The organism is Rhodococcus sp. 2H158 (genome assembly GCF_053764755.1).
Genome location: NZ_JBSNCE010000028.1, coordinates 1 through 19,832, shown reverse-complemented (window position 1 = coordinate 19,832; position 19,832 = coordinate 1). Strand labels below are relative to the sequence as shown.

At 68.9% G+C, this 19,832-nt stretch carries 19 protein-coding genes and 1 pseudogene; 11 read left to right on the top strand and 9 right to left on the bottom strand.

What is annotated here, in order from left to right:
- Positions 1–2: 2 nt before the first annotated feature.
- Positions 3–419, bottom strand: coding sequence for a CoA-binding protein (locus tag ACWPOB_RS23230; RefSeq protein ID WP_455402256.1), 417 nt, complete (start codon positions 417–419; stop codon positions 3–5).
- Between the two features lie 201 nt (positions 420–620).
- Here ACWPOB_RS23230 and ACWPOB_RS23225 point away from each other — a divergent pair, with 201 nt between their 5' ends.
- Positions 621–1,415 carry a hypothetical protein gene (locus tag ACWPOB_RS23225; protein ID WP_455402255.1) on the top strand — a complete coding sequence of 265 codons (795 nt, stop codon included), beginning with the start codon at positions 621–623 and terminating at the stop codon, positions 1,413–1,415.
- 132 nt (positions 1,416–1,547) lie between these two features.
- On the top strand, positions 1,548–2,468 hold the full coding sequence (locus ACWPOB_RS23220) for a phosphodiesterase (protein WP_455402254.1): 921 nt from the start codon (positions 1,548–1,550) through the stop codon (positions 2,466–2,468).
- 50 nt (positions 2,469–2,518) lie between these two features.
- Here the strand turns inward: ACWPOB_RS23220 and ACWPOB_RS23215 are convergent, their stop codons facing one another.
- From ACWPOB_RS23215 to ACWPOB_RS23190, 6 genes are read right to left on the bottom strand one after another with little or no spacing between them, the layout of a single operon-like run.
- Complete coding sequence (locus ACWPOB_RS23215) at positions 2,519–3,460, bottom strand: dioxygenase family protein (RefSeq protein WP_455402253.1); 942 nt, start codon at positions 3,458–3,460, stop codon at positions 2,519–2,521.
- Complete coding sequence (locus ACWPOB_RS23210; RefSeq protein ID WP_455402252.1) at positions 3,457–4,545, bottom strand: maleylacetate reductase; 1,089 nt, start codon at positions 4,543–4,545, stop codon at positions 3,457–3,459. Before ACWPOB_RS23210 ends, ACWPOB_RS23215 begins: the two co-directional genes overlap by 4 nt.
- A gap of 3 nt (positions 4,546–4,548) precedes the next feature.
- Positions 4,549–6,348 (bottom strand): FAD-dependent oxidoreductase, encoded by a 1,800-nt coding sequence (locus ACWPOB_RS23205; protein WP_455402251.1) that lies wholly within the window; start codon positions 6,346–6,348, stop codon positions 4,549–4,551.
- A gap of 36 nt (positions 6,349–6,384) precedes the next feature.
- Complete coding sequence (locus ACWPOB_RS23200) at positions 6,385–6,837, bottom strand: MaoC family dehydratase (RefSeq protein WP_006933084.1); 453 nt, start codon at positions 6,835–6,837, stop codon at positions 6,385–6,387.
- Positions 6,834–8,417 carry a class I adenylate-forming enzyme family protein gene (locus ACWPOB_RS23195; RefSeq protein ID WP_455402250.1) on the bottom strand — a complete coding sequence of 528 codons (1,584 nt, stop codon included), beginning with the start codon at positions 8,415–8,417 and terminating at the stop codon, positions 6,834–6,836. Before ACWPOB_RS23195 ends, ACWPOB_RS23200 begins: the two co-directional genes overlap by 4 nt.
- Before the next feature lie 25 nt (positions 8,418–8,442).
- Entirely contained in the window at positions 8,443–9,690 is a 1,248-nt protein-coding gene (locus tag ACWPOB_RS23190; protein WP_455402249.1) for an FAD-dependent oxidoreductase, read from the bottom strand.
- Between the two features lie 210 nt (positions 9,691–9,900).
- On the opposite strand from ACWPOB_RS23190, the gene ACWPOB_RS23185 reads away from it, so the two are divergent.
- Positions 9,901–10,698, top strand: coding sequence for an IclR family transcriptional regulator (locus tag ACWPOB_RS23185; RefSeq protein WP_455402248.1), 798 nt, complete (start codon positions 9,901–9,903; stop codon positions 10,696–10,698).
- Positions 10,699–10,727: 29 nt separating this feature from the next.
- Positions 10,728–11,351, top strand: a complete 624-nt coding sequence (locus ACWPOB_RS23180) for a TetR/AcrR family transcriptional regulator (RefSeq protein ID WP_455402247.1) — start codon at positions 10,728–10,730, stop codon at positions 11,349–11,351.
- 22 nt (positions 11,352–11,373) lie between these two features.
- Here ACWPOB_RS23180 and ACWPOB_RS23175 read toward each other — a convergent pair whose 3' ends face one another.
- Positions 11,374–13,023, bottom strand: coding sequence for a helix-turn-helix domain-containing protein (locus tag ACWPOB_RS23175; protein ID WP_455402246.1), 1,650 nt, complete (start codon positions 13,021–13,023; stop codon positions 11,374–11,376).
- Positions 13,024–13,256: 233 nt separating this feature from the next.
- On the opposite strand from ACWPOB_RS23175, the gene ACWPOB_RS23170 reads away from it, so the two are divergent.
- From ACWPOB_RS23170 to hcaB, 7 genes are all read left to right on the top strand, one after another.
- A complete protein-coding gene (locus tag ACWPOB_RS23170) occupies positions 13,257–14,516 on the top strand; it encodes an NAD(P)/FAD-dependent oxidoreductase (protein ID WP_455402245.1) in 1,260 nt (419 codons plus the stop codon).
- 144 nt (positions 14,517–14,660) lie between these two features.
- Complete coding sequence (locus ACWPOB_RS23165) at positions 14,661–15,518, top strand: alpha/beta fold hydrolase (RefSeq protein WP_044475720.1); 858 nt, start codon at positions 14,661–14,663, stop codon at positions 15,516–15,518.
- A gap of 22 nt (positions 15,519–15,540) precedes the next feature.
- Positions 15,541–16,443, top strand: a complete 903-nt coding sequence (locus tag ACWPOB_RS23160; RefSeq protein WP_455402244.1) for a VOC family protein — start codon at positions 15,541–15,543, stop codon at positions 16,441–16,443.
- Complete coding sequence (locus ACWPOB_RS23155; RefSeq protein ID WP_100055203.1) at positions 16,436–17,767, top strand: aromatic ring-hydroxylating oxygenase subunit alpha; 1,332 nt, start codon at positions 16,436–16,438, stop codon at positions 17,765–17,767. The genes ACWPOB_RS23160 and ACWPOB_RS23155 overlap by 8 nt, the downstream gene beginning before the upstream one ends.
- Positions 17,764–18,324, top strand: a complete 561-nt coding sequence (locus ACWPOB_RS23150; protein WP_072634834.1) for an aromatic-ring-hydroxylating dioxygenase subunit beta — start codon at positions 17,764–17,766, stop codon at positions 18,322–18,324. Before ACWPOB_RS23155 ends, ACWPOB_RS23150 begins: the two co-directional genes overlap by 4 nt.
- Positions 18,325–18,335: 11 nt before the next feature.
- Positions 18,336–18,710 (top strand): bifunctional 3-phenylpropionate/cinnamic acid dioxygenase ferredoxin subunit, encoded by a 375-nt coding sequence (locus ACWPOB_RS23145; RefSeq protein ID WP_100055204.1) that lies wholly within the window; start codon positions 18,336–18,338, stop codon positions 18,708–18,710.
- On the top strand, positions 18,697–19,494 hold the full coding sequence (gene hcaB / locus ACWPOB_RS23140) for a 3-(cis-5,6-dihydroxycyclohexa-1,3-dien-1-yl)propanoate dehydrogenase (protein ID WP_455402243.1): 798 nt from the start codon (positions 18,697–18,699) through the stop codon (positions 19,492–19,494). Before ACWPOB_RS23145 ends, hcaB begins: the two co-directional genes overlap by 14 nt.
- Positions 19,495–19,562: 68 nt before the next feature.
- On the opposite strand, the pseudogene ACWPOB_RS23135 reads toward hcaB, so the two are convergent.
- Positions 19,563–19,817: pseudogene (locus ACWPOB_RS23135) on the bottom strand (4-hydroxy-2-oxovalerate aldolase); the annotation flags it as partial.
- Between the last annotated feature and the right edge of the window lie 15 nt (positions 19,818–19,832).

The window sequence follows — 19,832 nt, the reverse complement described above, 5'->3', positions numbered from 1 at the left end:
GCTCAGCCGCGCCGCCTGCCCCACTCGATCGCCGGGCACGCGTCCATCACCATCGGCACCCCGGCCTCGGTGGTGCGCGCGAACGCGTCCTCGTCGACCACGCCGAGCTGGAACCACACGCCCTTCGCGCCGATCGCGACGGCCTGGTCGGCGAACTCGCCCGCCGACTCCGACCGGCGGAACACGTCGACCACCTCGACCGGGAACGGGACGTCGGCGAGGGACGCGTAGCCCTGCTCGCCGAGCACCGTCGGCGCGTTCGGATGAATGGGGACGATCCGTTTGCCACGTTCCTGCAGCAGGCGCGCGATCCGATACGCGGTCCGGCCGGGATTGCCGGAGAGCCCGACCACCGCCCAGGTGTCGCAGTCGTCGAGCATCAGGTTCACAGCCTCCGGGTCCTGCCATGACGTGCTCATGGCAGCAAAATTACCCCTTGCCGGCGCGGGGCGGACGTCGTCGCGGCACCCGGGTCGACCCACCGAAGGCCGACTCGTCCGGCTACCGCCGAACCCCTGCCCGTACTCTGGAGTACAGAAACTCGAGTCGTGCCGCGGGACCCCGTCGCAACACAGCTCACCGATGCGTACGGGGCGCAGCACAGAAATGGACGCAGTCGAGTGCAAGATACGGCAGGTCGAGGGATCCAAGCCTTCATTTCCGAGGTCATCCAGCGCGGGGGCCGCGCCGAGCGGCTCGAGCACCTGCCGCGCAACCCGGTCCAGGTGTGGGGCGTCGACGGGGACAGCTGCATCGTGCGCGTCCGCGCCAAGATCGACGGGGACTGGCAGGCGCGACGGCAGGACGCCCTGCCGGACGCCGACGACACGGGCTCGCAGTTCTGGGTCTTCGTGGACCTGGGGAGCACTCCGGTGACGTACTTCGTGCTGCCGTCCGACGAGGTCGTGGCGGGGATCGCCGCCGAGGTCGACATCTGGATGGCCGATGCGCGCGGTCGGACCCGGACGGGAAGCCATGCCATCCCGCTCAGCAGCGTCGTCCACGGCAAGGACCGCTGGGACCTGCTCGGCCTGACGCCGGCCAAGGACACCACCCGCTACACCGACGACGACGCGGCCGAGGCCGAGGCCGAGCGGCTCGCCCGCAACCGCGCGCGCAAGGCGAGCGCCTCGGGCAAGGCACGCGGGGCGGCCGAACCCGAGGTCGCCGAGGACCCGCGGCTGCCGGTGCTCGCCGACTGGGACGGCTACCGGGTCAAGGGGCGGTTCGACCCCGCCACCGGCGTCCTCGAGATCACGGCCGGTCCGATGGAGGGCCGACGGTTTCCCGATCCGACCACCGCCGCCGTCGCCGTCGCCAGCTACCTCAGCGGTGACGTCGAATCGTGCGACGGCGGCATGTTCTGGCGCCTCGACCAGCCGGAATCCACGCCGTTGGGGGCGCACCTCGCCTGACGGCACCCGAGGTTTCCGCCCTGTTCGCCGTCGCGTCGACTCCGGGGTGCCCAAGGGCAACCCGAACCCGTTCGACTATGGTCATACTCGACGTGTGCCCCTGAGCACGTCGGCGAACGGAAGTGAGAGATCATGGGCAGCCCTCGTGGGGCCGAGCGAATAGCCGAATACCCGAGGCCCTCGCACACCCTGCTGCACATCACCGACACCCACCTGGTCGGCGGAGACGAACTGCTCTACGGGACGGTCGACGCCGACGCCCGGGTACGGCAGATTCTCGCCGACATCCGCGCCTCCCAGGTACAGCCGGACGCGCTCGTGTTCACCGGTGACCTCGCCGACCGCGGCCAGCCCGACGCCTACTCGAAGCTGCGTGGCCTCGTCGAGCCCGTCGCGCAGGCACTCGGCGCGCAGATCGTGTGGGCCATGGGCAACCACGACGACCGCGCCACCTTCCGCGAACTGCTGCTGGATCAGGCGCCGTCCACCGGCCCGATCGACCGCGTATACGACGTCAACGGCCTGCGCATCATCACCCTCGACACCTCGGTGCCCGGCTTCCACCACGGCGAGATCTCGCAGGAACAGCTGAACTGGCTGGCGCAGGAACTCGAGACGTCGGCGCGCTTCGGCACCATCCTCGCCATGCACCACCCGCCGGTGCCCAGCGTGTTCGACCAGGCCGTGCTCGTCGAGCTGCGCGACCAGGCCGGCCTCGCCGAGGTGCTGCGCGACACCGACGTGCGCACCATCCTCGCCGGGCACCTGCACTACACCACGACCGCGACCTTCGCCGACATCCCGGTATCCGTGGCCTCCTCGACGTGTTACACCCAGGACCTCAACGTTCCGGCCGGGTGCCAGCGCGGCCACGACGGTGCCCAGGGCTTCAACCTCGTGCACGTCTACCCGGACACCATCGTCCACTCCGTGGTGCCGACCGGCAGCTACATCACCACCGGCCGGCCGTCCACCGCGGAGGACGCGGCGCAGCGTCTCGCCGAGGCCGGGATCCGCATCCCCGAGAACCCGGACGTCACCGTCCGCGTCTAGGCGCGCGCCGCACGAGCTCGGAGGAGAGGGTCGGTATCGCCACGGCCGGCCTACTCGGCGGGCGCCAGCACGATGTCGAAATCGACGCTCGCCCAGCTGCGCCCCGCGAGGTCGTGTCCGTCTGGCGGCGGCTCCTGGGCCGAGTGCTGGACGAAGTCCTTGACGAGCGAGTCCTCGACTCCGAACACGCTGTCTCGGTCGAGGTATTCGCAGCCGTCGACGAAGATGTGGGTGACGAGCGTTCGAAGTCCCGGCGCGGACACCATGAAGTGCAGGTGGGACGCGCGTATCGGTGACCGCCCGGCGGCTTCGAGCAGCCGCCCGACCGGACCGTCGTGCGGAATCGGGTAGGGGGTGGGGGTCAGTCCCCAGAAGCTGTACCGGCCGTCGTCGCCGGTGAACAGGTGAGCGCGAGCCGCGACCCGATCGTCGCGGTACTGCACGTCGTACAGTCCGTCCTCGTCGGCCTCCCACACCTCGAGGCGCGCGCCCGGCACAGGCCGGCCGGTGAGGTCGCGGACGGTGCCCTGCACTCGGCACGGTTGGCCCTTCGCGCCGAACGTCAGGTCGCCGCCGGTCTCGATGCGCGGTGACCCTTCGACGAAGAACGGCCCGAACACGGTCGACGCGGTGGCGTCGCCGATGGCCTCGTTGTTGACGGCGATGGTCTGCATCGAGACCCCGAGGACGTCCGACAGGAGGACGAACTCCTGGCGCTTGTCGTCGGTGATGTGTCCGCACTCGGTGAGAAAGCCGACGGCGGTACTCCATTCCTGCTCGGTGAGCCGTACCTCGCGCACGTACGTGTGCAGATGCTGGACGAGCGCCTGCATGAGCTGACGCAGGCGCGGCGAACCGGTGTCGTCGAACGACGCGACGACCCGGTCGACGAGGTCCTGCTCGCGCCGTGCCTGTTCGGGCGATACGGAGGGCGCCGTGTCGAGGGGGTGGGCGGTCGGGTGGAACGCCTGGTGATCGGATGGGGATTTCACGGAGTCCTCCGGGTCTGCCGACCCGACCACGCCGCGGACAGCAGCTCGGTCAGGTTCTGCGGCGTGACGGGTGTGGGATTGGTGTCGGGAACGGCGGCGAGGCACCGCTGCACCGCGTCGGGAAGGTCCGCCTCGCGCATCCCCAGCTCGGCGAGAGACGTCGGAGCGTTCAAGCGCCGCCGTAGTTCGTCGAGCGCAGCGGAGGCCGCATCGGGATCCGTCGGGGTCGGGGATCCCAGCGCGCCGGCGAGGCGCCGGCCGAGCATGCGGAGCGACGCGGCGTTGAAGGCCAGCACGTGGGGCAGCACGACGGCGTGGGTCTGCGCATGCGGCAGACCGTACGCGCCACCGAGGACGTGGCAGATCTTGTGGTGCATGCCCGCGCCGGCCGACGCGAACCCCACGGCAGCGAGGTACGCGCCGTACAGGCAGCGGTCGCGGCCGTAGATACCGCCGGGGTCCGCGACAACCTCCGGCAGGCCGGTGGCGAGGGCACGGGCGCCCTCGAGGCAGAGCGCGGCATTGATCGGATCGGCGCGCGGGGCCCACAGCGAGTCGATGCAGTGGGCGAGCGCGTTCAGACCGCTGGCGACACTGAGATCGACCGGCAGGGTGACGGTCAGCTCGGAGTCGTAGATCACCGAGGTCGGCAGGACCGCGTTGTCGGCGCCGGTGGTCTTCACGCCGTTGTCGGTCAGCCCCCACACGTCGGTCGCTTCCGAACCGGCGTAGGTCGTCGGCACGGCCACGATCGGTAGGCCGGTGGTCATCGCGACGGCCTTGGCCAGGCCGACGGCCGATCCGCCGCCGATACTGACGAGGGCGTCGGCCTCGGCGTCGATTGCGGCCCGCCGTGCTCGTCGCGCAACCTCGACGGGGACGTGCGGATGGACCTCCGACCAGTGCTGGACCACCGGCAGGTCCCCGACGATGCGGTCGGCGAGGGTGTCTTCCGCCGCCGACGCCACGAGCATGACCCGCGCGGCGCCGAGCCGGTCGATCTCGGTCGCGAGGTGACGGTGTGCGCCTCCGGCTTCGAACACCACGCGCTGCGGACGGGTTTCGTGGGTGAACGACAGTCCCATCGGTCACGCCTGCCGGTGCAGGATGCGGAGCATGGCGTCGCGCAGTGCGGTCACCGGGTCGTCCGCCATGCGGTGTGCGCGCCAGCCGATGTGGGTGTCCGGCCGGACCAGGACCGCACCGTCCTCCGCCACCTCCCGCAGCGTGTTCCAGTCGAAGTACAGGTCCTGTACCTGCTCGCCGGCTCCGATCACGATCGGGACCACGTCGACGCCGAGTTCCTCCGAGACCTTCGCCGCCGCGCCGGCCCACGCCCGGCCGGTCTTGCCGGTGAAGAGAGTGAACTGCGTGTACTTCGCCAGATCGTGAGTGGACATCTTGCTCGTCGAATTGCCCACCCAGCAATGCGGCAGGCGCACACCAGGATACGTGTGCGGCTCGTAGTAGAGTTCCGGATCCCGCGCGGGGGCGGGCAGGGCGCTCCCGTCCCCGGCCACCGCGGTGGAGCCGGCGTAGTTCTGCCCCAGCTCGACGCCGAGGGCGTTGAATTCGTAGTTCTTGAGCTCCATCGCCGCCGCGAGCGCCTGCCGCTTGGTGGCACCTTCGGGTGTGTCGGCCCGGAGCTCGGCGAGTTCGGCCTGCATGTGTTCGACCGTCGTCGCCCGAGTTGTGCCGAGGGCTTCGAAGATTCCCACGAACTCCCGACTGGACTTGTTGGCCCGCCTGACGATCTGCTCGGCGACAGGGACACGTTCGACCGAGTAGGTCTCGAGGAGTCCCGGACCGGCGCGTCCTTCCAGCACGGCGGCAATCTTCCAGGCGAGGTTGTAGGAGTCCTGGATGGAGGTGTTGGAGCCGAGGCCGTTGCTCGGTGGGTGACGGTGGGCCGCGTCGCCGGCGATGAAGACCCGATGCGACTGCATGTGCGTGGCGTACATCTCGTTGTTGCCCCACAGCGAGTAGCCCGTGATCTCCACGTCGAGGTCGTCGCGACCGATCATGGTGCGGACGATCTCCCGGGCGTGATCGTCGTTCATCTCCGGTGGCGGCAGCTCGATGTCGTAGCCCCACACCGCGAGCCACTCGTTCCACGGGCGCACCATGCGGACGAGTCCGGCGCCGATGCCACCGACGTCCGAGCCGGGCTGTACCACCCAGTACAGCACCGAGGGGCGGTGCGCGACGAGGTCGGTGAGGTCGGCACGGAACGTGATGTTCATCGAACCGGCAATGTCCATCCGGCCCTCGAACGGCAGGTCGAGGGAGGCTGCGATCGTGGAGCGGGCGCCGTCCGCCCCGATCAGATACTTGGCCCGGATGTCGAATTCGCGGCCGTCGAGCCGATCGAGAACACGGACGGTGACCCCGCTGGCGTCCTCGGAATGCGAGAGGTATTCGGTCGAGAACCGCGTCTGTGTACCGCGGACCGTGGCGTTCTTCACGAGGATCGGTTCGAGATGCGTCTGGGGAATGTCGCAGTTGAGGGACGGCGAGGCGAGCACGTAGTCGGCCTCGCGGGCGGGGTGGGTTCCCCACGCCAGGATCCGCCCGAGTTCCTCGCCCGCCAGGGCGGTGCAGAACACGGTGTCACCCATGATGGCGTGGGGGGACGCCTCCGCAAGGACCTGCTGCTCGATGCCCACGTCGCGGAAGATCTCCATCGTCCGCTGATTGGTGATGTGAGCGCGTGGCGTGTTGGCGGTCCACCGGTACTTGGTGATCATGATGTTGTCGATGCCGAGCGTGGACAGGAACAGTGCGGCGGAGGCGCCGGCGGGGCCGGACCCGACGATGACGACGTCGGTTTCGACGACCGGGCCACGAGGAGGAGCGGTCTCGGCGAGACCGTCGTGAAAGACAGGCATTGGTTCTCCGAAGGCAGGGGTGACGGGCGGCGGGTATCAGTCGTAGTAGCGGAAGATCACCTCGGCGACGCAGGCGGGCTTGTCGCCGTCCTCGATCTCGATGACGCACCGGTAGACGGCGTCGACGCCGCCGTCGAACGGCACGGTCTCGGCCAGGTGCAGGTCCAGCCGTACCCGTGAGTCGACCGGAACCGCGGCCGGAAAACGAACTCTGTTGAGGCCGTAGTTGAGTCCGAGGGCGCAGAAGGACGTATCGATGGTCTGCTGGATGAGCCCGCCGATCAGCGCCAACGTGTGGTAGCCGTGCGCGATGATCGATCCGAACGGGGACGCCGCGGCGCGCTCGGTGTCGAAGTGGATCCAGTTGAAGTCGTGTGTGGCCTCACCGAATCCGCGGATGTGCTGGTGGTCCAGCGTCACCCACGGACTGGAGCCCAGATGTGTGCCGACGTGCTGGGTGAGATCGGCGGTGCTGCCGAAGACGATCATCGTTCCTCCTGGGACGGGACGGGCGCGGGGCTGTCGGATCTCGGGTCGAGCATCTGTTGCACGCCCCGGCGGTCGAGCTTGGAGTTGGCCAGGAACGGGAGTTGGTCGCAGAACCGCACGCTCTTGGGGATCTTGTACGAGCTGAGACGCTCGCGAAGGAACTTCTTCACCTCTTCCTCGGTCGGGGCGTGCCCGCGTGCCGGGACCGCAAGCATGTGGGCGGCCTCGCCGAAGTCGGGATCCGGCACGGCGGCCACGGCGGCGAGCTGGATGCCGGGGTGGTTCTCGACGGCCTGCTCGATCTCCATCGGTGAGATGTTGTAGCCGCCCGAGCGGATGAGCAGTTTCGAACGACCGGCCAGGACAAGGTTTCCCGAGTCCTCGAAGTACCCGAGATCGCCGGTGCGGAGCCATCCCGTCGGCGTGATCGCTTCGGCGGTCTTGTCGGGCTTTCCCCAATACCCTTGCATCAACGGGTTGCGTCGTACGAGGATCTCGCCGGGTTCGCCGGGGCGGTGCCCCGGGATCGGTTCGATCCGGATTTCGATGTCGTCGAGCGGCTTGCCGACGGTGCGGGTCGCCTCTGCAGGGGTGATGTCGCGATCGGTCATGGTGATGCACCCGACTTCCGTCATGCCGTAGGAGGCGCCGACGACGGGGATCCGGGCGGCGAGCCGTTCCGCCAGGCTCACCGGCAACGGTCCGACCCACCACAATCGCTCGAGCGAGCCGAGGTCCGCGGTCTCGAACCGATCGTGTGCCATGAGCCTGTTGAGCATGGTTTGGATGACTCCCTGCCAGAGGGTGACCTTCTCCTGCTCGATCGCGGCGAGGGCGGCGCCGGCCTCGAAGCGCGGCAGCTGGACGAGGGTGCCGCCGGACAGAATGGCGGACACGACTTCGTTGCCCTGACCACCGATGTGGTCGATCGGCATGAGCGACAGGATGCGTGGCGCCTCGACGGGAGTGTGGCGCAGGAGCGCGGAGAAGGTGAGGATGCCGCGATGGGTCACGACGGCGCCCTTCGGGTCCCCCGTCGTCCCGGACGTGTAGACGATGGACAGCGGGGCGTCGGGATCGACGGGCCGCGCGACGGATCGTGCGGGAACCGCCTCGAAGGGCACTGGCCCGCCCGGCTCGTCACCGAGATGAACGACGGCGTGAATGGCGTGGCATTCCGCGGCCCGATCGACGAGGGCACCGAATTGCGTGCCCTCGAATCGTTCCACGGTGACAAGGACGGAGGGCGTGGCGTCCGTGAGGATATAGTCCAGTTCCTTCTCGTTCACCCGCGTCCCGATCCCGAGGAAGATGGCGCCCAACCGGGCGCACGCGAGATAGACGGCGACGACTTCGGGACGCGGGTACGAGAGCATGCCGACCCGGTCGCCGGGGCGCACCCCTAGGGCTTCGAGACCGGCGGCGGTGCGTTCGGCCTGATCCCGCAGTTCGCCGTAGGTGCAGCGGAACGAACCGTGCACGACGGCCTCGCGATCGGGGTGGGCGGCGGCGCGGCGGGCGAACACGTCCCAAAGGCTGGTGTTCGAGGTGCCGGGGCTGGGATGAGGTTGATCGATCATGATGGTCCTCGGCGTGCGGTGATGGTCAGAATCGAGTGGACGGCGAGAAGCGCGCGGCGGAACCGGACGTCACCCGGCTGTCCAGCCACATTCCCGGCCGGCTCCACCAGCGCGCGGCGAACGCCGCACCCCATTGTGCGGCACGGTCGAACACGGTGTTCGCCTCCATCTGGGCGAGCGCGCCACCGGCGGCATCGGCGTTGAAATGCCCTGCACGGCGGCGTGTCTCGCCCGCCGCGCCGACCTGTTCCCGGGCGGCGGCGTCCCCACCGTCGCGAGCTGCGGCGGCGAACGCCTCGATCGCGGCCTGCGCGTCGCGCACTCCGGAGTTCAATCCGCGTCCGCCGCCGAACGGTGCGAACAGGTGCGCCGCTTCACCCGCGAGGAACACCCGGTTGTGCGGGTCCGTGAATCGAGCGGCGACCGCGCGGTGGAATCGATAGCGCGAGACCCACGCGATGCGATCGCGGTAGCGTTCGCCGAGGATGGCCGCGACCCAGGCGGCGGCGCCGTCGGCCGACTGGAGGGCCTCGACGTCGTCGTCTCGGCGTGCCTGGAGGTCGAGACGCCACCCGCCCTGGAAGGGCAGGACGAGGACGTTGCGTCCTTCGACCGCCGGGTGCCGGTAGTGGAACTCCCGCACGAGGGGCAGCGGGTCGTCGGCAACCTCGTCGACGTCCACGATGACGAAGGACGCGTCGGACCGCGGACCCTCCATGTCGATTCCCAGCGACGTGCGTACCGCGGAGTGCGCACCGTCGGCGGCTACGACGTAGTCCGCGTCGATCGTGCTGCCGTCCACGAGGTGGACGGTGACCCCGTTCTCGGTGGACGACAGGCTGCCGACCCGGCTGCTCCACCGGATCGGAATCCCGGCCTTCTCGACGTGTTCGAGCATCGCCCGCTCCTGCAGCCGCTGCGAGAGGCTGGCGCCGAACGCGCCGTGGGGCGCGCGCGGAAAGGTCCGTTCGTACACGGTGCGGCCGTGGTACGTCGAACGGATACGCGGCCAGGTCACGCCCTCGCGGGCGAGCCGCGCGCCCAGGCCGGGGGAGAAGGCGTCGAGCTGGTCCAGCGTCTCGCGGTAGAGGTAGGTCGCGCGGCTTCCGGGTCGGAGCCGGTTGCTGTCCTCAGCCTCGAGGATTGTCGTCCGGAGGCCGTGTGAGTGCGCGGCGAGGGCCGCCACGAGTCCGACGGGGCCGGCGCCGACGACCACAACCTGAATTCGTGGCGCCGAGGTCGGGTCCGGGGGAGAGGGGGATTCGGATGTCATGGCTTCGACTGTGGCCGGACCCGGATCGGTGCTCAATGGATGACTCGTCCAGCGATCGGGCCGGGTGTTGTGGGCATCGACTCGAGGCGGCGGGCGCGTGGACGCGGCCCCCGAGGGGCGCCGGCGGTGCGGCGGGCGTGATTCGTTGACAGGGTGCCGGTCGGTGGATAGCCTCATTGGAACGATCGTTCTAGCCAGCTTGGAGGCGTTATGGCAGGAGATCCTCGTCCCGGACTGGAATGCCGCAGTGTTTCGGCGCCGGACGATCGTGCGGCTACCGCATCGTTGCTCGGGCGGGCATTCGAGATCCTGGGTGTATTCACTCAGTCCCGACGGTCCATGACGCTGAGCGAACTCGCGCGCGGAAGCGGGTTGCCCAAGTCCACGACGCACCGTCTCCTCGCGATGCTGCAGGAGGTGGGCGCCGTCGAGCGTATCGACGACCGGTATCAGGTGGGACTGCGGTTGTTCTCGGTGGGACTCTGCTCCGCCGAGCTCGAACTCCGTGACGCTGCGCTGCCGTTCCTCGAACGAATTCACCGGGCCACCAGGCAGACCGTGAACCTTGCAGTCCTGCGCGGCAACGACGTGGTCTATCTGGCGAAGATGACCGGTGGTGCAACATCGACCCCGGCCTCGGTGGGTGGCAGGCTGCCGGCTCATGCCACGGCGGTCGGCAAGGCGCTGCTCGCACACACACCCATCGGCCCCGCGCCGTCGCGATCTCCCGTCCTCGTCCCGCGCACACCCAGCACGATCGTGCGTCCGGACGACCTGCGCACGTGTCTCGAGCGCGTCCGCATCTCCGGGTACGCGCTCGATCGCGAGGAATCTGCGAAAGGCCTGGCGTGCGTGGGGGTTCCCGTCCTGGTGGGCGGCGACGCGGTCGCGGCGATCTCCGTGGCGTTTCCGAGCGGGTACGGCACCGGAGAGCAACTCGTCTCGCCGTTGCGGGAGGCGTCGGCCGCGATCGGCCGGTCGCTCGGGGCGCGTTACGTATCTGCCTAGACGAGTCGAGGGAGGCGGGGACCGGATCCATGGCCGGCGCGGAGGCAATTTCACAGAACAGTCGCGACCACCTGATGAACGTCGCGGAGGAATTGATGGCGGCTCAGGGCTACCACCGGACCTCCATCGCGGACATCCGGCGTGCATCGGGGCTTCCCGTCGGATCGATCTATCACCACTTCAAGAGCAAGTCCGGCCTGCTCGCCGCGGTGATCGAGCGGGGAAGCCGGAAGTTCTTCGCCAATCTTCCTCGAGCGGTGGATATTTCCGGATCCACCGAGGAGGCGATGCGCGCGTACTGGTCGGCCGCGGCCGCAACCATCGCCGAACACATCTCGTACTTCCAGCTCGAGGCGGACATCGTGTGGCACGGGGCGGCCGACCCGGAACTCGCCGCTGTGGTGGCGAAGGCCACCGGCTATGCCCGCGACCAGCTGGTGGACGTCATCGAGCCGTTCGCGCAAGAGGCCGGTGTGGTGGACCCGCGCGCGCTCGCGGTCGAACTCGCTCTGACCAGCGTGACCTTCGTGCGCGGCGCCGTCATCGAGTCCGGGGGGGACGCGGCGTACCTCGAACGCAAGATCGGCGCCCTCTACCGGATGTTGCGCGCCGACATCGTCGCCCAGGGCGCCGACCGCGGCGCCGGCCCGTAGGAGCGCGGTCGCGCGGCCCGCGTCAGCGGCCGTCCCGGCGCCCCACGACGGTGCTCAACCGCAGGGCCAGCAGCAGGAAGAAGCGAGCATCCGGGTCGTCGAGATCGACGCGGAGCAGCTTGCAGACGCGTTCGATGCGGTAGCGCAATGTGTTGACGTGCACGTGCAGTGCACGGGCCGTTTCCGCCGCTCGCCGGTCCTTCTCCAGATACGTCTGCAGTGTGTGCAGCAGGTCGGAGCCGTCGCGGGTGTCGGCGCGGAGCACCGGAGCCAACGATTCCTCCGCCGCGGCCGCCAGCGCGTCGACCCCGCCGACGTGCGCGAAGAGGCGGTACATTCCGAGAGACTCGACGGTGACGACGGCGCGTTCGCGTCGTCCGTGGACACCGACGCGCAGCGCGAAGCGGGCCTCGCGCACGGCCGCGGGATAGTCCTCGGCCCGGCGACAGACCGGACCGATGCCGGCGCCGAGCACGTGTGGACGGCACTCCTCGACGATCGCAGCGAGGTGCGTTGCGAGGACGGTTGATTCCGCGTCGCCGCGCACGGGCCACAGCACGAACGCGTCGCCCTCGAACGTGGTCAGCTGCGCGTCGGGGACCCGAGACCGCACCCGCCGACCCAGGGTGTCGAGCAGTGCCCGATCCACGTGTCGGTCACCTCCCACAGCGACGACCGCTCGAGGGACGCCGAGATCGAGCCCGACCAGCAGAGCCCGATGCCACAGCCGGCGCAGCTCGTCCTTCGACCCGTCCAGCAGGCTCCGCACCAAGTGATCGGTGAGGCGGATCTCGGTTTCGAGGGCGGCACGGTGCCGCGCGAGGTCCATCCCGACGAGAGCCGCCAGCACGCGCACCGAGTCGTCCCCGGTGGCGGCCCCACGCAGGGTCAACATTGCGTTGTCCGTTCCGGGGACGCGGAACTGCCGCACGCACCCCGTCGTGCGGCTTCGGTCGACGGTCGGGTTGCCCGGCTGCGGCGGGCGGCCGTTCGGCCCCTCGAGGTGCACCGATGCGCCCCACGCGTCGCCTGCGAGTTCGAGACAGTGGTCGAGGCCGGCACCGGAGAGCATCGATTCGGCCGTGGCCAGGTAAAGCTCCCGCTCGGCGCGGGACCGCTCGCGGTCGTCCTCGAGCGTCCGCATGTACTGCGCGGCGCGTGCTCGTTCCACGGCCCGCTCGCGCAGCTCCCCGGCCATCGACGCGAGACCGGCCAGCGCGCGCAGCTCCTCCGACTCGACAGGGCGGCGTGCGCGCGACACCACATACAGCACCGAGTCGACGTGTGCGGCTCCGCTCACCGGCACCGCCGCCGCCGAGACCAGTCCTTCTCGTTCCAGCAGCTGCCGCATCCGGGGGATCGCCCGGGGGTCCGCGCTGTAGTCGGGTGTCGACACCGGTCCGCCGCTGCGCAGCACCTCGCCTCCGAGCCCCCGGTCGGGCGGTATGTGGCTCAGGGCATGGACTTCGGGCTGACTCAGACCCGACCCGGCCACCATGTGGAGACCGTCCTCGCGGGCGTCCATCCAGAACGCCGCGTCGGCACGCGCGGTGGCGCGCGCCGAGGTGAGTGCCGCCCGCACCACGTCGTCGGCACTGTCGGCCGCGACGATGTCGCGAAGAGCAGTCAGGATGTCGGTGTACTGAGCGCGCCCGGATCGTTCGACAGGCATGGCGGTGAGCATACGCTCGACCACGGCCGTGCTCCGGCGGATTCGCCGTGCCGATTCGGGTCCGCAGATGAGAGAAATGCTAAGCGGCATCACACTTCACGGGATCGTCCGGTTGGAGTTCCGGCGCACGGAACAGTCGATGGACGGCGGTGTCCGCGCGAACCTACTGTGATCCGTACAACATGCCTGCGGAGTGGGGCACCTCCCAACCGCTCCGTGAAGGAGATGGCACCTTGACCCGTAATGAGCACCACGTCGTCGTCGGCGCCGGCGCCGCCGGCCTGGCCGCGGCGTCGGCGATGAGAGACAACGGATTCGCCGGTCGAATCACCGTCGTCGACGCCGACCCTCACACACCCTACGAACGCCCGCCACTGTCGAAGGAGTACCTCTCCGATCGGACACTGCGGGAGATAGTGGCCGAGACGGAGTACCGGCGCCTGGACATCGAGTTGCGCCTCGGTGTCGGAGTGCGCCGGCTTCGACCGTCGGACCGGCGCATCGAAACATCCGACGGGGAAGAGCTTGTCGCGGACCGGGTGCTGCTCACCACCGGCGTGGCGGCACGGCGGTTGGACGTTCCCGGGGCCGCCCTCGGAAACATCCTCACGCTGCGGGATGCGGCCGACGCCGCGGCCTTGTCCTCCCGGCTGAGGGCGGGTGGGCCGCTCGTCGTCGTGGGCGGAGGGTTCGTCGGTCTCGAGGTCGCTGCGGCCGCGGTGGACCGCGGAATCGACGTCACCGTCGTCGAACTCGGCGAGCTACCCCTCCTGGCGGCCGTCGGCCCGGAGATCGCCCGGCGCATCTGCCGGCTGCACACGGAACGAGGAGTGCGCATCCTGACGCGCCGTACGGTCGACGCGTTCGCGGGCTCGCGCGCAGTGGAGTCGGTGCGGCTGTCGACCGGCGAACGTCTCGACGCGGCAACCGTCGTCGTCGGATGCGGTGTCGTCCCCAACGACGGGCTCGCGAGACAGGCGGGAGTAGCCTGCGCCGACGGCATCACCGTCGACGACCTGGGCCGCAGCAGCGACCCGTGGATCTGGGCGGCCGGAGACATCGCCGCGCACGTCAACCCGCACCTCGGTCACCGGGGTCGGATCGAGCACTGGGACGTGGCCCGCCGGCACGGTGCGGCCGTCGGAGCCTCGATGGCGGGGAACGCGACCGTCAACCGCGAAATCCCCTACTTCTGGTCGCACCAGTACCAGCACACGCTGCAGATGTACGGGCGCGGGCGGCCCGGCGACCGCGTGGTTGTCCGCGACTCGACCACCGAACCCGGATTCGTGGCCTTCTGGGTGCGCGACGGGCGCGTTGCCGCCGCAGCCGCCCTGGACGAGCCGCGCGATGTCCGATCGGCAAAAATTCTGGCGGAAAACAGGATCGAAGTTCCGGACGAGACACTGCGGTTCGTCGGTACCGACCTGCGCAGGCTGGTCCGAGAGCTGAGGAGCCCGGACACCCGGCGCGACATCGACGTCACCGGGTGATCCCGAAACAGACTCGACCTGAATCTATTCCATAACCAGATTCGCCCGGGCCGGGGCGTTTCAAATGCCCCGTGGCGTGGCGTGGCCCCGCCCGCTCCGGCCCGGGGTGAAATCTGGGCACACCCGGACGCAGAGAGGATGACGATGACGACAACAATGGAGACTTCGGACGTCGAAGCCGGCGGTTTCCGCATCCGGCTCAACAGAGCCGGCCCGCGCACCGGGGAGACGATTCTGTTCCTGCACGGATCGGGGCCCGGTGCCACCGGTTTGTCGAACTATGCCGCGACCGTTTCCGCCTTCGCGGACGACTACGACTGTCTTGTGATCGACCAGGTCGGCTGGGGCGACTCGAGTCACCCGGCCGAGCTCCCCCCGAGCGGACGTGTCCGGCAGCTCGTACTGAGCAACCTGGCGCTGGTCGACGCCCTCGGCCTCGACAGCGTGCACCTCGTGGGGAACTCGCTGGGTGGGGTCGTCGCCCTGAACATGCTGACCGTCGCCCCGGACCGGATCGGGAAGGTCATCGGAATGGGAGCCGGTGGCGGCGGCAACACCGCCCCGACCGGGGAATTGCTCAAGCTCATCGAGTTCTACAACGACCCCACGCTCGAGAGCATGAAGCAGCTGATTTCGTACATGCTCCACGATCCGGACCTGTTCGGCGACGAGATCGATGCCATCGCCCGGGATCGGCTCGAGACGGCGCTGCGTCCGGACGTGCGCCGATCCCATCTCCTCACCTTCGGGCTTCCGCAATCCGGTCCCGGGCTTCCGGGCCTACGTGTCCCGGAGACATCGCTGCGGCGGATCCGCAATGATGTCCTGCTGGTCCACGGCCGCGAGGACTCGGTGGTCCCCGCCGAGAGCAGCGAATGGCTCGCCCGGCGAATCCCCAACGCGCGCCTGCATGTCATGCCGCACTGCGGTCATTGGGCGCAGATCGAACAGGCCGATCGGTTCGTCCAGCTCAGCACGCTGTTCCTGCGCGGTCGGATCTGAGATGTCAACGAAAGGAAATCCCGTGAGCACTGTGAAGGCTCTTGTATACCTGCGGGTGCGCGGCCCCGTCGACGAGTGGAGGGAGTTCGGCACCCGCATCGTCGGAGCCCAACTCGTACCGTCCGACGACCCCACTGAGGCCCGATTCCGGTTCGACGAGCGTGAGTACCGGCTGACGGTCGAGGACGGTCCCCCCGGGGCGGACGCCCTGATCGCCCTCGGGTTCGAGACGCGGACCAGTGCGGACCTCGACGCGCTGGTGCGCCGACTGGACGAGAACTCGGTCCCGGTCTCGGAGGACGTCGATCTGGCACGTGCACGGAATGTGCAGCGGCTCATCGCCTTCGCGGATCCCGACGGCAATCCGATCGAGGTCGTGTTCGGCCATCCGCACGACCACACTCCCTTCGTGTCGCCGCGGGGAATCGACTTCGTCACCGGCGATCTCGGCCTCGGGCATGTGTTCCTCTTCGCATCCGACGCGCAGCGATCCGCCGAGTTCTACCAGTCGATGCTGGGCTTCCGCCCCAGCGACACCATCGCCTTCGGCCCGACCAATGCAGTCTTCCTGCACTGCAATCCGCGTCACCACACGGTGGCGCTCGCCGCCCTCCCGGGCTTCGAACCGGGGATCGGCCATGTGATGCTCGAGCTCAGCCGCCTCGACTCCGTCGGCCGTGCACTCGATCTGGCGATGGAGACGCCAGGGCAGGTCGTCCGCGCCCTCGGGGAACACACCAACGACGAGATGACCTCGTTCTATCTGGCCACACCGTCCGGGTTCGCGATCGAGTACGGATGGAACGGCAGACTCGTGGACGACGACTCGTGGACGGTCGGCCACTACCGTTCGGCCAGCACGTGGGGCCATCAGGTCCTTGCCGACGTCCCCAGCGCCGTGGCAGTGGGGGCCGACGATGAGTGACATCCATGCGCTGGTCGATCCCGCCGGCGGCCGGCTCAACCCCACCATCTACACCGACCCGGGCATCTACGAACTGGAGCTCGAGCGGGTGTTCGGCCGCACCTGGCTCTTCCTCGCGCACGACAGTCAGTTGCCGAAACCCGGGTCGTTCGTCCAGACGTACATGGGTGAGGATCCGGTTCTGGTCGTGCGCCAGCGAGACGGCTCGGTGAAGGCGTTCCTCAATCAGTGCCGGCATCGGGGAATGCGCATCTGCCGATCGGACGAGGGCACGAGTCGCGCGTTCACGTGCACCTACCACGGCTGGTCGTACGACCTCGAGGGCAACCTGATCAACGTGCCGCAGCAGCAACGCGGATACCGTGACCGGATCGACAAGTCCTCCTGGGGCGCCACGAAGGTCCCCCGCATCGCGAGCTACCGGGGGTTCCACTTCGGCACCTGGTCGGAGGACGTGCCGGACTTCGTCGAGTATCTGGGCGAGATGGCGTACTACTTCGACGCGACCATCGATCGATGGGACAACGGTGTCGAGTTCGTCAAGGGCGCCGCGAAGTGGGTCATCGACTGCAACTGGAAGCTGCCGGCGGAGCAGTTCGCCAGCGACATGTATCACGCGGCGATCTCGCATTCGTCGGCGATGCTGGCCCTGCACGAGGATCCTGCCTTCCACGGTCTGCTCAACCCACCGCCCGACGCGCCGGGCCGGCAGTTCGCCGGCGACGGCCACGGATCGGGGAGCTTCTGGCTCCCCGAGTTCGGGCCCGACCTGCACGCAGGTCCCGAGTACAGCGCCTGGCAGACCGCACATCGCGACGAAGTCTTCCGGCGGGTCGGAGCCGACCGCGCCGTCAAGGTCTCGGGGCACAATCTGATCTTCCCGAACTTCTCCTGGCTCGGACCTGTGAACACGATGCGCGTGTGGCATCCGCGCGGTCCCGGACAGATCGAAGTGTGGGCATGGACGTTCGTCCCGAAGGACGCGTCGCCGGAGGCCAAGGAGGGGATGCGGCGGGGCACCCAGCGGTCCTTCAGCCCGGCCGGGGTCTTCGAGACCGATGACGGTGAGAACTGGACCGAGGTTCAGCAGGTGTTGCGAGGCTGGAAGTCGCGCAGCACCGAGTTCAACGTCCAGATGGGGATGGGATTCGAGGAACGAGACAGTCACGGTCTTCCCGGCCTGTCCAACGATGTCTATAGCGAAACCGCCGCCCGCGGGTTCTACGGGCGGTGGCTGGATCTCGTCGACGGCCTGCCGTGGGACGAGATCCTCCGCCGGGCCGACGAGGCCAAGCGCTCCGAACACACAGGAGAGAGCCGATGACCACCGAAACCCGCAGCGCCGACGGGCTGCCCGCGGCCGTCCAGCGCGCCGACGTGCATCTGCAGCACGCGGTCGAGCAATTTTTGTATGCCGAGGCGGAACACCTCGACAACCACCGTTACCACGAATGGCTCGAGTTCTTCGGGGAGGACGTGCACTACTGGGCGCCCACCCGCATGACCCGCACGTTCCGGGAACGCGACGCCGAGATCTCCGGCCCGGACGAGGGCGCGTTCATCGACGACGACTTCCCCTTTCTGCGGGGCAGGGTCCGGCGGCTGACCTCGGGCCTGTCGTGGTCGGAGGAGCCACCGTCGCGCACCCGGCGGTTGCTGACCAATGTCCGTGTCGCGCACCGCGAGGACGGCGATCTCGACGTGGTGTGCAACTTCTGGGTCTACCGCAGCCGGCTCGAGCGGCACCAGGACTGGTTCGTCGGTGAGCGCTTCGATGTGCTGCGCCACCACAGCGGCGCCCTGCCCTTCAAGATCCGCGAGCGCCGGATCGTCCTCGAGCAGACCACGATCCTCGCCCCCAGCATCAGCATCTTCCTGTGAGGTATCCGACGATGACGGCTGAATCATCCAGTGAGAACACGCGGTGGGTTCGTGTCTGCGCGGTCGGCGACCTCGACGACGACGACGCGGTGCGGCTCGACTCGCGTCCGCCGGTGTCGGTGTTCAGGTCGAACGGGGAGTACTTCTGCGTCGACGACACGTGCACGCACGAGACGTACTCCCTCGCCGACGGATGGATCGAGAACTGTGTCGTGGAATGCCCGCTCCACATGGCGAAGTTCTGTCTCCGAACCGGCCGGCCCCTGAGTCCGCCCGCGACGACCGCGGTCCGCACGCACCCGGTCCGTACCGAGAGCGGCGACATCCACGTCGGACTTCCCGACTCGTACGAACTGAAGGAAGGAGCCCGTAGTGGGACGGCTTGACGGAAGGTCGATTCTCGTGACCGGCGGCGGATCCGGACTCGGCCGCGCCCTGGTGAGACGGTTCGTCGAGAACGGCGGTCGCGTGACCGTGCTCGACAGGTCGGAGCCGAAGCTGACCGCACTGCGCGAGGCGTTCGGGACCAGCGTGCGCACCCTGGAGGGCGACGTCACCTCGTTCGCCGACAACAAGGAAGCAGCCGATCTCGCCGTGCGCGAGTTCGGTGCTCTCGACACCTTCGTCGGTAACGCCGGGGTCTGGGACTTCGGTCGTTCGCTGCTCGACGCATCGCCGGAAGAACTCGGTACCGGGTTCGACGAATTGTTCTCCGTCAACGTGAAGGGCTATCTGCTCGGTGCGAAGGCCGCAGTGCCGCACCTGAAGTCCTCCCGCGGCAGCATGATCTTCACCCTGTCCAACGCGGCCTTCTTCCCGGGCGGCGGTGGGCCGCTGTACGTCTCGTCCAAGCATGCCGGCGTGGGACTCGTGCGGCAGCTGGCGTACGAACTTGCCCCGGAGGTTCGGGTCAATGCGGTCGCTCCCGGCGGCATGGCCACCGACCTGCGCGGGCCCGGCGCGATGGGGCTCGCCGACCGCTCGGTGGCCGATGCGATTCCGATCCGGCAGATGGTGCGCGACAACGGCGCGCTGCAGATCGAGGTGGAACCCGACGATTACGTGGGCGCCTACCTCTATCTCGCGTGCCGTGACGATTCCGCGACCGTGACGGGAACGGTGGTGGACGTCAGCAGTTGGGGAACACCCAAGAGGACCGACGCCGTCTGACGGCGCAGCGACCGGGGCGGGTCTGTCGTTCGTGACAGACCCGCCCCCGCGCGTATGCGGATCCCAGGTCACGCCGGGCTGCCGGCACGTTCCCCCAGCAGGTCGAGGGCGATGTCGACGATCATGTCCTCCTGCCCGCCGACGAGCGCGCGCCGCCCGACCTCGAGCAGGAGGGTGCGCACGTCGATGCCGTAACGCTCGGACGCTGCCTCCGCGTGGCGGAGGAACGAGGAGTACACGCCGGCGTAGCCGAGGGTGAGGGTCTCGCGGTCCACCCGAACCGGCCGATCCTGAAGCGGCCGGACCAGGTCGTCGGCGGCGTCCTACAGCGCGAACAG